The following is a 14,953-nucleotide window of genomic DNA, read 5'->3' as shown; positions in this document are numbered from 1 at the left end:
AAAGTGGGAAATCAGCCGGCGCGCTGGGGTTGCAGCCAGCGGCTGAACAGTCGGGTGACCCGGGGCATAAACACATAGACCACCAGCAGCACGATGCTCAGGGTGATCAGCACCGTGGCGGGTACATAACCGCCTAACCAGGGCAGCCAGGCGAACAGCGGTTTCCACAGCTGGGGCACCAGGAAACTCAGCGGCAGGATCACCAGGAAGGTCACGCAGGCCTGTTTCCAGCGCGGTGGTGGAGTGGCCGCGCCGCTGTCCTGGGGGGTGAACCAGAATTCCCGTTCGGCGTTGATTTCAGTCTGGTCGCCGTCGGCCAGCAAGTGCTGGGCCTGCTGCACCAGGTTGCGGCGATCGTCGGAGTCCAGCCAGTGCTGCAACTGCTCGGTGCTGGCAAAGCGCAGCACGCTGGTGAACAGCCCGAGGCCGCCACTGTGGCCGCGCACCACATCGATGCCCAGGTGCCCGGGGTAGCTGCGGGCCTTGGCGATGATCTGCCGCAGCCAGGTTTCATAGGCCTGGTCCTGGCCCTGCTTGATCCGGTGCCGTACCAGCAGGGTGACCACACCGTCGGTGAGTTCGATATTCATCTGAAGGCTCCGCATGTCCGGGAGATGAAGGGATGGCACGGGCCGACTCGCGCCCGTGCCGCACCGTTAAGTTCAGGCCTGGCGCAGGAAGGCCAGCAGGTCCTGGTTGAGCCGTTCCTTGTGGGTGTCGGTCAAGCCATGGGGCGCACCGGGATAGACCAGCAGTTGCGCATGCTCGATCAGTTCGGCCGAAGCCCGCCCGGCGGCATCGATGGGCACTATCTGGTCGTCGTCGCCGTGCACCACCAGGGTCGGGATATCGAACTTCTTCAGGTCCTGGGTGAAGTCGGTCTCGGAGAAGGCCTTGATGCAGTCATAGGCGTTCTTGTGCCCGGCCTGCATGCCTTGGCGCCAGAAGCTGTCGATCATGCCCTGGGACACCTTGGCCCCCGGCCGGTTGAAACCGAAGAACGGTCCGCTGGCGATGTCCCGATACAACTGCGAACGGTCGGCCAGGGCTCCGGCGCGGATACCGTCGAACACCTCCAGCGGCAGGCCGCCGGGGTTGGCCGCGGTCTTGAGCATCAGTGGCGGCACCGCCGAGATCAGCCCGGCCTTGGCCAGGCGCGCGGTGCCATGGCGGCCGATATAGCGCGCCACTTCGCCGCCGCCGGTGGAGAAGCCCAGGAGCACGGCATTCTTCAGGTCCAGGTGTTCCAGCAACTGCGCCAGGTCGTCGGCGTAGGTGTCCATGTCGTTGCCGTCCCAGGGCTGGCTGGAGCGGCCATGGCCACGGCGGTCGTGGGCGATGACCCGGTAGCCGTGCTCGGCCAGGAACAGCATCTGCGACTCCCAGCTGTCGGCATTCAGTGGCCAGCCGTGGCTGAAGACCACGGGCTGACCGCGGCCCCAATCCTTGTAATAGAGTTCGCTGCCGTCGCGGGTGGTGAAAGTGCTCATCTCAAGTGTCCTTGCTGTTTGAGGAAGACGCCGGACGCACCAGGCATCCGGCCTGTCTGGGTGTAGCACGGCGGTTCGGACGCCGCCGTCGACGCAACCGGCCAATCAGGCCCGCCGTTGCGGCGCCTTGTGCACCATGCTGTAGGCGTAGTCCACGCCCATGCCATAGGCGCCGCTGTGTTCCAGCACCAGGCCCATCACCGCGTCGTAGGTGTCCTTGTGTGCCCAGTCACGCTGGTATTCCAGCAGCACCTGCTGCCAGGTCACCGGCACCGCGCCGGCCTGGATCATGCGCTGCACGGCCATGTCGTGGGCTTCCTGGCTGGTGCCGCCGGAAGCGTCGGTGACGATGTACACCTCATAGCCTTCGGCCAGGGCTTCAAGGGCCGGGAAGGTCAGGCAGACCTCGGTCCACAGCGCCGCCATCACCAGTTTCTTGCGCCCGGTGGCCTTCACCGCCTCCACCAGCTTGCGGTCTTCCCAGGAGTTCATCGAGGTGCGCTCGATGGGCTGCTGGCCAGGGAACACCGCCAGCAGTTCCGGCCAGATGTAGCCGCTGAAGCTCTCGGTTTCCACCGAGGTGAGGATGCTCGGCACGTTGAAGATCTTGGCCGCCTTGGCCAGGGCCACGGTGTTGTTCTTCAGGGTCTGGCGGTCGATCGACTGCACGCCGAAAGCCATCTGCGGCTGGTGGTCGATGAGGATCAGGGCGGAATTGGCAGGGTTGAGCAGTTCACGAATGGACATGGCGCGTTTCCTTTTGCAGTCAGAGTGGGGGGTGAACATGACCGGCGGATGGCGCTGCGTGCGCCCTGATGCGTCCGGCTTGGTGGCTAATTTAGGCCCTGGCCGAAAAGGGAACAATTCCCTAAAATCTGGATTCATTGATTCCAATTTGGGGACAATCATGGACCGTATCCAATGCATGCGCGCGTTTGTCGTCACCGTCGATGAAAACGGCTTCGCCGCCGCCGCGCGCTCGATGGACGTACCCCGCTCCAAGGTCAGCAAGCAGATCCAGGCCCTGGAAGAAGCCATCGGCGTGCAGCTGTTGCAGCGCACCACCCGCAGCCTGCACCTGACCGAGGCCGGCGCCGAGTACTACGAAACCGCCCGGGAAGTGCTGGCCGCGGTGGACGAGGCCGAGCAGCGCGCCCGCGACGGCATCGCCGAATTGCGCGGGGTGTTGCGGGTCAACGCGCCGATGTCCTTCGGCCTGCGTCGGCTCGGGCCGCTGGTGCCGCTGTTTCACCAGCAGCATCCGCTGATCGAGTTGCAGCTGGTGCTCAGCGACCAGCAGGTGGACCCGGTGCGCGGTGGTTTCGACGTGACCCTGCGCATCGCCAGCCTGCCGGACTCGTCCATGGTGGCCCGGCAACTGGCGCCGGCACCACGCATCATGGTGGCCTCCCCCGCTTACCTGGCACGGGCCGGCACACCCCAGCAGCCCAAGGACCTGAGCAGCCACCAGTGCCTGAACTATGGCTACCTGCAAAGCGGCGTCAGCCTGCAATTGAGCAATGGCAGCGACCTGCAGCGAGTGCATGTCACCGGCCCCTTGCACGCCAACAACGGCGACCTGCTGGCCCAGGCCGCCGAAGCCGGCATGGGCATCGCCCTGCTGCCCGACTTCATAGTCGAGGACGCCCTGGCCGCCGGGCGCCTGGTGCCGGTGCTGTGCGACTGGCAGGCGCCGCCCATCAGCATCAACGTGGTCTACCCCTCGGCCCGGCGCGTGCCGCAGAAGACCCGGGCCTTTATCGATTTCCTGGTGGGGCACCTGAAGAAAACAACCTCAGACTGATGATCGTTGTTGATATTTATCTTCAGGTTTGGTCTAAAACGGCCGAAATCGATGGAAGCGATATCTGCCTCAAGTAGAGGCTGCGGGCACGTTTTTTCACGGTATCTGGTTCAACATCAACGCAAGGAAGACGTAAATGGCAATTATCAATGGGACAAACGGCGCTGACACGCTGACAGGTACCAGTGGGTATGACGAAATCAATGCCCTGGGCGGGAATGACGTAATCAAAAGTAGTGCCGGAGGGGACAAGATTGATGGTGGTGCCGGTGTCGACACGGTCGACTACTCGGCCTCGCCCGCCGGGGTAACCGTGGAAGTACGCTACGGTACCGGCCCGGCCGGCAAGGGTGGAGATGCCGAAGGCAGCACCCTGACCAACATCGAAAACGTTATCGGCTCGGCCTTCAATGACGTCCTGATTTCCGGCCCGGATCACACCTCTACCGCCATCCGCCTGGAAGGCGGCGCGGGTGACGATATCTACTACATCAACACCGGTGCCCGGCCGACCATTATCGAACAGGCCGGCGGCGGCAATGATGAAGTCCGAGTGACAGTGGCCTATCCGAGCGGCACCTATCTGGCGGCCAACGTCGAGCGCATGACCTACATCGGCAGCCAGGACTTTATTGGTTACGGCAACGACAGCGACAACATCATCACCGGTGGCTCAGGTAACGACACGCTCTACGGTGGCGCGGGGGCCGACCAGTTCTTCGGCGGTGCGGGCCTGGACATTGCCGGCTATACCGACAGCAAGACCGGCGTGACGGTCAATCTCAAGACCGGTGTGAACACCGGCATCGCCGCAGGCGACACCTACTCCGACATCGAGACGATCAAGGGTTCAAGCTACAACGACACCTTTGTCGGCAATGGCTTGGGCATGCATTTCGACGGCGGCGCCGGTGTCGACACCGTCGACTACTCCACTTCGTCCGCCGGTGTGACTGTGGAAGTGCGCTTCGGCACCGGCCCGGCCGGCAAGGGCGGAGATGCCGAAGGCAGCACCCTGACCAGCATCGAAAACGTCATCGGCTCGGCCTTCAATGACGTCCTGATTTCCGGCCCGGATCACACCTCTACCGCCATCCGCCTGGAAGGCGGCGCGGGTGACGATATCTACTACATCAACAGCGGTGCCCGGCCGACCATTATCGAACAGGACGGCGGCGGCAATGATGAAGTCCGAGTGACAGTGGCCTATCCGAGCGGCACCTATCTGGCGGCCAACGTCGAGCGCATGACCTACATCGGCAGCCAGGACTTTATTGGTTACGGCAACGACAGCAACAACATCATCACCGGCGGTTCGGGTAATGACACGCTCTACGGTGGTGCGGGGGCCGACCAATTCTTCGGCGGTGCGGGCCTGGACATTGCCGGCTACACCGACAGCAAGACCGGCGTGACGGTCAATCTCAAGACCGGTGTGAACACCGGCATCGCCGCAGGCGACACCTACACCGACATCGAGACGATCAAGGGTTCAAGCTACAACGACATCTTTGTCGGCAATGGCTTGGGCATGCATTTCGACGGCGGCGCCGGTGTCGACACCGTCGACTACTCTACTTCGTCCGCCGGTGTGACTGTGGAAGTGCGCTTCGGCACCGGCCCGGCCGGCAAGGGCGGAGATGCCGAAGGCAGCACCCTGACCAGCATCGAAAACGTCATCGGCTCGGCCTTCAATGACGTCCTGACCTCCGGTCGTGATCACACCGCCACCGCCATCCGCCTGGAAGGCGGCGCGGGTGACGATATCTACTACATCAACACCGGTGCCCGGCCGACCATTATCGAACAGGACGGCGGCGGCAATGATGAAGTCCGAGTGACAGTGGCCTATCCGAGCGGCACCTATCTGGCGGCCAACGTCGAGCGCATGACCTACATCGGCAGCCAGGACTTTATTGGTTACGGCAACGACAGCGACAACATCATCACCGGCGGTTCGGGTAACGACACGCTCTACGGTGGCGCGGGGGCCGACCAGTTCTTCGGCGGTGCGGGCCTGGACATTGCCGGCTACACCGACAGCAAGACCGGCGTGACGGTCAATCTCAAGACCGGTGTTCACACCGGCATCGCCGCAGGCGACACCTACACCGACATCGAGACGATCAAGGGTTCAAGCTACAACGACACCTTTGTCGGCAATGGCTTGGGCATGCATTTCGACGGCGGCGCCGGTGTCGACACCGTCGACTACTCCAACTCGTCCGCCGGGGTGAATGTGGAAGTGCGCTTCGGCACCGGCCCGGCCGGCAAGGGCGGAGATGCCGAAGGCAGTACCCTGACCAGCATCGAAAACGTCATCGGCTCGGCCTTCAACGACGTCCTGACCTCCGGTCGTGATCACACCGCCACCGCCATCCGCCTGGAAGGTGGCGCGGGTGACGATATCTACTACGTAAGCAACGGCATCACCCCGACCATCATCGAACAGGCCGATGGTGGCAATGATGAGATGCGTGTGACAGTGGTCAACCCAAGTCATACCTACATGGCAACCAACATTGAGCGCCTGACCTTTATCGGCAATGGCGCTTTCACCGGCTGGGGCAATGACCTGGATAACATCATCACCGGTGGTTCAGGTAACGACACGCTGTACGGTGGCGCGGGGGCCGACCAATTCTTCGGCGGTGCCGGTTACGACACGGTGGGGTACCTCGACAGCAAAGTGAGTATGACGCTCAACCTCAAGACTGGCGTGCATTCCGGCATCGCGGCCGGTGACACCTACACCGATATTGAAGCAATCAGGGGCTCCAACCTGAATGACATCTTCTACGGTGGAACTTCCGCCATGGGCCTGGATGGGGCCGCCGGACAGGACCTGGTCAGCTACGAGCTGTCGGAGAGCGCAGTGACCATCGACCTGTCTACAGGAACCAACTCCGGAGATGCGCTGGGTGATACCTACAGCAACATCGAAATCTTCCAGGGCAGCAACTACAACGACACGCTGTCGGGTTCGCGGTTAGGTGACATTTTCATTGGCGGCACCGGTGCAGATGTCATTAACGGTCGTGAGGGGCAGGACAGTGCCTGGTATGTCACCAGTACGACCGGCGTCACGATCAACCTGCAGACCAACGTTAATCAGGGTGGCGATGCCGAGGGTGATGTACTGCTCAACATTGAGCGTGTGGTGGGCAGTCACTTCAACGACAGCCTGACGGGTGATGCAAGCGTCAATTATCTGGAAGGCGGGCTGGGCAACGACGTCATATACGGCGGCGACGGCAACGATTATCTGTATGGTGGGCTGGTTTCGCAGATCGGGCCTTTCAGTCTTGAAGGCCTGAACAGTGGGCCGCAGGCCGATACTTTGTATGGCGGTAATGGTAACGACACCATTGTCACTGCAAGCAACGATCAGGGCAGTCGGGCCTATGGTGAAGCCGGGGGCGATGTCATCACCGTTGTACACGGCATGGCCGACGGCGGTGAAGGTAACGACCTGCTGACGGGCACAGGCCTGGGGTTTTCTCTACTGGGTGGTGCAGGTGATGACCAACTGGTGTTGCGGGCCAGTGGCTGGGCCAATGGAGGCGAAGGTGACGACATCTACACCGTCGATACGCGGGCATTGGTGACTATCCAAGACGACGGTACTAGCCGCGGTGACAAACTGGTGCTGTCGAACATCAAGAGCACCTATTTGCTAGTGGACCGCATCGGCGATGATCTTTACCTGCACCAGTCGAGCTTCAGTGCAGGCCAGACTCCACAGGAGGGTGTACGCCTCAAAGACTGGTTCGCCGGTTACGACACCATCGAGCAAATCCAGACATCTGATGGGCAACTGATCGGCCTGCCAGCTCACACTAATGCGTTCGCTTCGTTCGGTTGAACGACTGACGTCTTCAACTCGTTGAGCTGTCTGGATGAAAAGGGATGGGCCGTTAACGGGCTCATCCCTTTAGGTCCTGTCGATGGCCAATTCGCGGCGTTGACATAGTGTAGCTTGGGCATTTTGGTCAGGAGCATGAAGACTCTAGCGCCCACAGCTGGCGCTTGCTGCCCGGGGTCTACTAGCGCTCGTTAAAAAAAACAGACACCCCATCAAGGGTCAATGCGCCGCTCTGCAACGCGGCTTTGCGCGACAACAGCAGGCTCGGATCAGGGAATTACCGGGCACTCCCCCCCTTACATTGGCTGGCGGATTCTTGCAGTATTGATCCGCCCTGGAGCGCGACGACCACCGATACGTCCCTCCAGTGCCCAGTGCAAAACCACAATAATCACAACGCACTCGACTGCGAGATCACCCGGCACATGCCTTCCCAGAGCCCGTATCACGGATTCGCCAGCGCTACGTCCACAGCCCCGTACAGCGGCTGTGACCAGGCTGTCGACGCTCGCTTGCCGTGCCCTCGCCCAGGTGCCCACCCCGCGCAACCGCCTTATGAGGTCCATGAGGAGCGCATCGCCGTTAGCGGCTGTTACCGGCTCGGCAGGTGCCGCCCATGAAGCTTCTGGTCAACCTGCCCATGGCCCTGTGCCGTTCCCGTCTGCGCCACTCCTCACGTCCTCCGGATAGCTCGCTGCTGGCTTGACTGCGCGTCCCCGCGCGTTCCCTCCAGACCTGATTTCTGCCCTTGCAACCGGCCCGTGCGCGGCGTCGTTGCAGGCCCTGAAAACCTGTGCGCCCGAACGGCGCCAAGCGAGTACATCGATGAATTTTGCCGCCCTAGACGAAGCCCGTGATTTCCTGGCCGCCAACCCCGATATCGACATGATCGAGCTGTTTATCCTCGACGCCAACGGCGTGCCCCGGGGCAAGCTGCTGCACCGCGAAGAACTGCTGGCGGTGTATGCCAGCGGCCGCCCCCTGCCCAGCACCATCCTCGGCCTGACCCTGAATGGCGACGATGTGGAGAACTCCGGCCTGGTCTGGGATGTGGGCGATATCGACTGCCGCGCCTACCCCCTGGCCGGCAGCCTGGTGCGCTTGCCCTGGCGACAGATTCCCACCGCTGCGGTGCAGGTCAGCATGCACCCGCAGGAGGGCCTGCCCGCCAGCATCGCCGACCCGCGCCACCTGCTGATCAGGGTGATAGACGGGCTCAAGGCCGAGGGTTATCACCCGGTGATGGCTTGCGAGCTGGAGTTCTACCTGCTGGACGCCAAGCGCGATGCCAATGGCCGGCCGCAACCGGCGCTGGATGCCGATGGCGGGCGCCCACGTACCACCCAGGTCTACGGCCTGCGCGAGCTGGAGCAGATCGAGCCGTTTCTCGCCGACCTCTACGCCGCCTGCAAGCAGCAGGGCATTCCGGCACGCACGGCGATCTCCGAATACGCCCCGGGGCAGGTAGAAATCACCTTGGAACACGGTGACGCGCTGCAGGCCATGGACCAGGCCGTGCGCTACAAGCGCCTGGTCAAGGCGCTGGCCCACAAGCATGGGATGCAGGCGTGCTTCATGGCCAAGCCCTTCGACCACCTGGCCGGCACCGGCATGCACATGCACCTGAGCATCGCCGATGCCGCGGGCAACAATCTGTTCGCCAGCCAGGACCCGGCCGGCACCCCGCTGCTGCGCCAGGCGGTGGGCGGCATGCTCGCCTGCCTGCTCGACTCGTTGCTGCTGTTCTGCCCCAACGCCAACTCCTACCGGCGCTTCCAGGCCAACAGCTACGCGCCGCTGGCGCCCACCTGGGGCGTCGACAACCGCACCGTGAGCCTGCGGGTGCCGGGCGGCCCGGCCAATAGCCGGCATATCGAACACCGCATCTGCGGCGCCGACGCCAACCCCTACCTGGCCGCCGCGGCCATCCTCGCCGCCAGCCACCACGGCCTGCGGCAACAGCTCGACCCGGGGGAGCCGGTCCAGGGCAACGGCTATGCCCAGGCCAAGCAGCTGCTGCCCACCGATTGGCTGACCTCGCTCGATGCCCTGGAGCGCTCGGCCTGGGCCCGGGATACCCTGGGCAGCGAGTTCCTCGGGGTGTACCTGGCGGTCAAGCGCGCCGAATACCGCCAGTTCATGGCCGAAGTCGGCGAACAGGACTGGCGCTGGTACCTGACCCAGGCCTGACGCCCTTTTTGTGCTGCCGCGCAGGCGCCTTGGCCCTGGCGCGGCAGCGCAAGCACAACCTGCCAAGCGTTGGCCGCGACCTGCACCGCGGCCCGCTCGATCGATTGACCAGGAGCCCTGCATGACTGTCTTCAACCCACAAACCCCGGCCGCCGAGCGTTGCCCCAGCTACTACAGCGCCACCCTGAACCAGGAAACCCAGTACCCGACCCTGCAAGGCACCCAGCAGGTGGATGTAGTGATCATCGGCGGCGGCTTCACCGGCGTCGCCAGCGCCGTGGAGCTGGCCGAGCGCGGGCTGAAAGTCGCCATAGTCGAGAGCCACAAGATCGGCTGGGGCGCCAGCGGGCGCAACGGCGGCCAGGTCACCGGCAGCCTTTCCGGCGATGCCGCGATGCGCAAGCAGATGCGCCGCAGCCTGGGCGACGAGGTGGACGATTTCATCTGGCACCTGCGCTGGCGCGGGCACCAGATCATCCGCCAGCGGGTGGAGAAATACGCCATTGCCTGCGACCTCAAGCACGGCCACCTGCACGCCGCCTACAAGCCCAGCCACCTGCCGGGGCTGCGCGCCGACTATGAAGAAGCACTGCAGCGCGGCCTGGGTGACGAGGTCAGCCTGCTGGACGCGGCCCAGGTGCGCGAGCTGCTGGAAACCGAGCTGTACCACGGGGCGATCAAGAACACCCGCAACCTGCACCTGCACCCGCTGAACCTGTGCCTCGGCGAGGCCCACGCCGCCCACAGTCTGGGGGCGCTGATCTTCGAGCACAGCCCGGTGCTGGAGATTGTCCACGGCCCACGGCCGGCGGTGGTCACCGCCCAGGGCCGGATCGACGCGCGCCAGGTGCTGCTGGCCGGCGATGTCTACCACAAGCTCGAACCCGGCCAGCTCAAGGGCAAGATTTTCCCGGCCATGGGCGGCATCGTCACCACCGAGCCCCTGGGCGACCTGGCCAAGCGCCTGAACCCCGAGGACCTGGCGGTCTACGACTGCCGCTTCGTGCTCGACTACTACCGCATGACCGCCGACGGCCGCCTGCTGTTCGGCGGCGGCGCCAACTATAGCGGCAAGGACTCGCGAGACATCGCAGGCGAACTGCGGCCCTGCATTGAGCGCACCTTCCCCGCCCTCAAGGGCGTGGGCATCGATTTCCAGTGGAGCTGCGCCATGGGCATCGTGATCAACCGCATTCCGCAACTGGGCAAGCTCTCGGACCACGTCTGGTACTGCCAGGGTTATTCCGGGCACGGCGTGGCCACCAGCCACATCATGGGCGAAATCATGGCCGAGGCCCTGACCGGGCACCTGGGGCGCTACGACACCTTCGCCGCCTGCAAGCACATCCGCGTGCCCCTGGGCGACCAGCTGGGCAACCCGATGCTGGCGGCGGGCATGTGGTACTACCAGATGCTGGAGAAGTTGCGCTGAGGACTGGGCCACCCTCCACGGTTCGCTGAAGCGGCTTGCTGAACCGCCCCGTTGTTCAGTAGGCTGCCCGCCCCTCGAAGGCATGGACCGCCGCGACGCCGCGGGCGGTCCCTGTGCTTCGCCGTGTTCAGCCCCGCCCAGGCCCAAGACCCGGGCACAGCGAGACCGCCGTTATCCGAGTCCTCGACCAGGAAAGAATCGACCGTATCAATCAAGACCTGACCCGCGCCTGGAAGGCTGATGTTGAAACCACCTGCGTCCTGTCCGGCATCCTGCTGCTGCCCTGCCTGATCCTCATCGGCCTGCTAGATGGCCCGCTGTTCGCCAAGGTCATCCTCTGCGGCTTCCTCTGCCTGATGGTCGGTGGCTGGTGCACCGCCAAGTGGCTGAACGCCCAGGGGCAACCCAGGGCCGACGTCACCGGAGTGAAGGTGGAGCAGTTGAAAGGCTACTTCGACCGCCGCAGGGTTCGAACCGCTGGCAAGCCCTATGTCGAATACAGTTTTGGCAAGCATTGCCTGCACATCCAGACCTCCGCCAGCAGCTTCTTCAGTGGCGATACCCAGCTGAAGCTCAACCGCCGCTATCGCGTCGACGCCCTGTACCTCACCGGCCGCTCCAGCGACTACACCGGCTACTACCTGCTGGAAGAGACCTTCAAGGAAATCTTCGATGACAGCGACCTTAGCCCCGAGGAGAAAATCCAGGTTGCCGAGCGTGAGAGACGAATCAAACAGGATCTCAAGGAGCAACAGAAGCGCCTCTACCGTCTTTACCGCAACCCCCAGGGCGAGCTGCAAGCGGTGGCCATCGGCTTCAACTTTGCGGCGTGCTTTCTCACCCTGCTCTGGTCGTTCTGCTCCGGCCTGCACGGGGTCACCGGTCTCACCCTGGCAGCCCTGGGCCTGACCCTGCTGATCCCGGATACAGGCAACGGCCACCCCTGGTTCGTCCTGGGCTGGCTGCTCAGCGCCGGGGTGTTTGGCGCCTGTGGCAACCGCTGGCGAGAAAAGCAGCTGCTGCGCAAGGGCTTCGTCCAGGTCGATGCCCTGATGTCCTGCAATCCCGACCAGGCGAAAGTGCAATACAAGCGAAAGATCGAAGAGGCCGCACCGGGATTCGGCCAATAGTGCGGGGTGGTATCGGCGCGGCATGCTAGATTCGCCACGCCAGCACACATTCAGGGAGAACCCAGATGACCGAACAGATCCACCAAGGCGGCTGCCTGTGCGGGCAGATCCGCTTTAGCGCCCAGGGGCCTGCCGCCAATCCCCATACCTGTTCCTGCAAGCTGTGCCAGCGCCATAGCGGTGCGTTGACCCTGGCCTGGGTCGAGTTCACCCGGGATCAGGTGAGCTGGACCGGCCCTGGCGGCGTGCCGGCCACGTTCAGGTCGTCGGACTGTTCGAGCCGGGCCTTCTGCCCGCACTGCGGCAGTTCCCTGGGCGCCATCGACGACGAGCCGACCATCGCCCTGCTGCTGGGATGCTTCGACAACAACCTGGACCCGGCCCCGATGCCGACCCGGCATTCGTTCCAGGACCTGCAGCCGCGCTGGTGGCCTATCGGGGAGACGCCTTGACCGTGGTGGACACAAGCACGCCCCTCGCCGCGAATATCTGGACCTGGTACGGCCAGGACCAGTACCGCTGGATAGTCCTGGTGGCGGAGCTGGGGCCGGTGCTGGAGTTTCTCGCCGCCACGGCGCAGCGCCAGCGGGTGGATATCGGTTGCTGTGCGGAGTGCAATCTGTGGTCCGAGCAGCTGGAATATCTCGAGCGCTTCGTGCAGCAGTTTCCACCGCGCCTGGCGCCGCTGCTGCACAGCAAGCTGCAAGCCCTGCTCAGTGGCGGCGAAGCCCTGAGCCGCGAGGCCTATGGCATGACCCTGGAAGACAACGGCTTTGAACACCCGCAATGGCAGCCGCTACGCGAAGGCGCTCGGGAGGCGCTGGAGCTGCTGGGTTGGTCGCAGGTGCGGGAAGATATCGGCGAACTGGCGGAGGAATGCCGAGCAGCGTTGATCAAGTGGCGGGAGTGAGTGCGTTGGGCTGAAGGCCAGGCTGGCGGAGCGCCGCCCGGCCAGCTCCTGACTAGGTCAGATTGTCGTCCAGCGGGCTACGCGGCAAGGCGCGTTTGTGCGCCGTGCGCCGGTAGGCGCTTTCCACCAGCAGGCGCACCGCCTCGGGCACCGGCTCGCCCATCAGGTAGGCATCGATCTGCTCATAGCTGCAGCCATAGGCCGCTTCATCCAGCTTGCCCGGCGCTAGCTCTTCGAGGTCGGCGGTGGGCGCCTTGTGCACCAGCTGCCCGGGGGCGCCCAGGGCTTGCGCCAGTAGCCGTACCTGGGTCTTGGTCAGGCCCGACAGCGGGGCCAGGTCGCAGGCTCCGTCGCCGTACTTGGTGAAAAAGCCCATCAGCGCTTCCGCGCCGTGGTCGGTGCCCACCACCAGCCCGTTGCTGAAATTGGCCACGGCGTATTGGGCAATCATCCGTGCCCGCGCCTTGACATTGCCCTTGGCAAAATCCGTCAACGCCGCCGAAGGTTGCAGGCCGTCGATGTGCAGCTGGCGCATCAGACCGTCGACGCTGTCGGCGATATTGCAGCTGCTGATGTCATCCGCCCGGATAAACTCCAGGGCCGCCTGGGCATCGCGCTCATCCGCCTGCTCACGGTAAGGCAGGCGCATGGCGATAAAGCGTGCCGCCTGCCCTGCCCCGCGCAGTTGCTCTACCGCCAGCTGGCACAGGCGCCCGGCGACCAGGGAGTCGACGCCACCGCTGATGCCCAGTACCAGGCTGGTGCAGCCGGACTCGCGCAGCACGTGCTGGATGAAGGCCACCCGCCGGGCGATTTCGGCGGCTTCGCCACCACGTACCAGGTGCCGGTCGATGCCCAGTTCCCGGGCGATGCGTGTTTGGGTTTGGCTGCTCATATCAGGCCTCCAGGGGCGAATTGGCCAGGTTGACGTTGAACACCTGGGCCGCGTACCTGAGGAACGACGGGTCTTCGCAGACGTTCTTGATCGGGTCATCGGAGAACTTCACCACCGGTTCGCCATGCACCCGCACCAGCTTCATCACGATGCTCAGGGGCTCGACCCCCTCGACATCGCAGGCCAGGCTGGTGCCCATGCCGAAACCGAATTTCGCCTTGCCACGCACATGGCGCAGGATCGGCAGGCATTTCTCGAAGTTCAGGCCATCGGAGAACATCAGGTCCTTGCTCCTTGGGTCGATGCCCAGTTCGCGGTAGCGGGCCAACACCTTGTCGGCCCAGAGGATCGGGTCTCCGGAATCCTGACGCAGGCCGTCGTAGAGCTTGGCGAAGTACAGGTCGAAATCCTTGAGGAAGAAATCGGTGCTGATGCAGTCGGTCAGGGCGATGCCCAGGCGGCCACGGTATTCGCGCACCCAGTTCTCCAGCGCGGCGTTCTGGCTCTCGCGCAGGCGCCCCAGCTGCTGGTGCACCATCAGCCACTGGTGGGCCATGGTGCCGATCAGCGGCAGGTCGAACTCATAGGCCAGGTGGGCGTTGCTGGTGCCGACAAAGACCCCGGGAAAGTCGCTGTGCATGATCTTCACCACTTCGCGCTGGGCCTTGAACGACAGGCGCCGGCGGGTGGAAAAGTCCGAGACGCGCAGCTCGGCAAGCTCTTCGCGACTGGCGTTTTTCTCCAGCCATTCGAACTTCTGGTAGAGCTTGCGGGTGACGTCCTCGAGCTCGACCTCGGGGTATTTTTCACGGTTGCGCAACTCGCTGACCATGGCCAGCACCGGCTGCTCGAACATGATGCAGTGCAGCATCGGGCCGCGAACCCGAATGCTCAGTTGGCCATCGACCGCCGCCACGTGGATATAGCGCAGGTTGAAACGGAACAGGCCAAGGAACTGCTCGAAGTCCGGGGTCAGGTACTCGCGAAAACGCTTATTGAACAGAAAGCGCTGTTCACCTTCGCGCATCTGCAACTGGGCGAGTTTTTCCAGTTGCTGGCGAATCTCTGGAATCAGGTGCACCAGGGATTCCCGGGAACGCACGATGAACTGGTATTCCACATCGACATTGGGGTGCTGGTGCAGCACCGCCTGCATCATGGTGAAGGTGTAGTAGTCGGTGTCCAGCAAGCTCTGGATCACGCCGTTGTCGCGGTCAAATGCACTTTCCATGATGAC

Annotated in this window: 12 protein-coding genes; 7 read left to right on the top strand and 5 right to left on the bottom strand. The window is 63.7% G+C overall.

What is annotated here, in order from left to right; genetic code table 11:
• Positions 1-11: 11 nt before the first annotated feature.
• From J4P02_RS11800 to J4P02_RS11790, 3 genes are all read right to left on the bottom strand, one after another.
• A complete protein-coding gene (locus J4P02_RS11800) occupies positions 12-590 on the bottom strand; it encodes an antibiotic biosynthesis monooxygenase (RefSeq protein ID WP_426190301.1) in 579 nt (192 codons plus the stop codon).
• A 72-nt stretch (positions 591-662) separates the two neighbouring features.
• Positions 663-1,490 (bottom strand): alpha/beta fold hydrolase, encoded by an 828-nt coding sequence (locus J4P02_RS11795; protein WP_426190299.1) that lies wholly within the window; start codon positions 1,488-1,490, stop codon positions 663-665.
• 105 nt (positions 1,491-1,595) lie between these two features.
• Positions 1,596-2,237, bottom strand: coding sequence for a hydrolase (locus tag J4P02_RS11790; RefSeq protein ID WP_426190297.1), 642 nt, complete (start codon positions 2,235-2,237; stop codon positions 1,596-1,598).
• 160 nt (positions 2,238-2,397) lie between these two features.
• Here J4P02_RS11790 and J4P02_RS11785 point away from each other — a divergent pair, with 160 nt between their 5' ends.
• The 7 genes from J4P02_RS11785 to J4P02_RS11755 all read left to right on the top strand — a co-directional run bounded on the left by J4P02_RS11785 (position 2,398) and on the right by J4P02_RS11755 (position 12,821).
• On the top strand, positions 2,398-3,294 hold the full coding sequence (locus tag J4P02_RS11785) for a LysR substrate-binding domain-containing protein (RefSeq protein ID WP_426190295.1): 897 nt from the start codon (positions 2,398-2,400) through the stop codon (positions 3,292-3,294).
• 136 nt (positions 3,295-3,430) lie between these two features.
• Positions 3,431-7,159 carry a beta strand repeat-containing protein gene (locus J4P02_RS11780; protein ID WP_426190293.1) on the top strand — a complete coding sequence of 1,243 codons (3,729 nt, stop codon included), beginning with the start codon at positions 3,431-3,433 and terminating at the stop codon, positions 7,157-7,159.
• A gap of 825 nt (positions 7,160-7,984) precedes the next feature.
• The gene (locus tag J4P02_RS11775; RefSeq protein ID WP_426190291.1) at positions 7,985-9,349 is read left to right on the top strand and encodes a glutamine synthetase family protein; all 1,365 of its coding nucleotides are present in this window, start codon (positions 7,985-7,987) and stop codon (positions 9,347-9,349) included.
• Positions 9,350-9,470: 121 nt separating this feature from the next.
• The gene (locus tag J4P02_RS11770) at positions 9,471-10,781 is read left to right on the top strand and encodes an NAD(P)/FAD-dependent oxidoreductase (RefSeq protein WP_426190289.1); all 1,311 of its coding nucleotides are present in this window, start codon (positions 9,471-9,473) and stop codon (positions 10,779-10,781) included.
• Between the two features lie 113 nt (positions 10,782-10,894).
• Positions 10,895-11,911 (top strand): DUF2628 domain-containing protein, encoded by a 1,017-nt coding sequence (locus tag J4P02_RS11765; protein WP_426190287.1) that lies wholly within the window; start codon positions 10,895-10,897, stop codon positions 11,909-11,911.
• Between the two features lie 65 nt (positions 11,912-11,976).
• A complete protein-coding gene (locus J4P02_RS11760) occupies positions 11,977-12,363 on the top strand; it encodes a GFA family protein (RefSeq protein ID WP_426190285.1) in 387 nt (128 codons plus the stop codon).
• Positions 12,339-12,821 (top strand): hypothetical protein, encoded by a 483-nt coding sequence (locus tag J4P02_RS11755; protein WP_426190283.1) that lies wholly within the window; start codon positions 12,339-12,341, stop codon positions 12,819-12,821. The genes J4P02_RS11760 and J4P02_RS11755 overlap by 25 nt, the downstream gene beginning before the upstream one ends.
• A 52-nt stretch (positions 12,822-12,873) precedes the next feature.
• Here J4P02_RS11755 and nadE read toward each other — a convergent pair whose 3' ends face one another.
• Complete coding sequence (gene nadE, locus J4P02_RS11750; protein ID WP_426190281.1) at positions 12,874-13,716, bottom strand: ammonia-dependent NAD(+) synthetase; 843 nt, start codon at positions 13,714-13,716, stop codon at positions 12,874-12,876.
• Position 13,717: 1 nt separating this feature from the next.
• Positions 13,718-14,947, bottom strand: coding sequence for a nicotinate phosphoribosyltransferase (gene pncB / locus J4P02_RS11745; RefSeq protein ID WP_426190279.1), 1,230 nt, complete (start codon positions 14,945-14,947; stop codon positions 13,718-13,720).
• Positions 14,948-14,953: the final 6 nt, after the last annotated feature.

The organism is Pseudomonas sp. NFXW11, assembly GCF_049887815.1.
GTDB lineage: Bacteria > Pseudomonadota > Gammaproteobacteria > Pseudomonadales > Pseudomonadaceae > Aquipseudomonas.
This window is presented reverse-complemented; position numbering and strand designations above follow the sequence as displayed.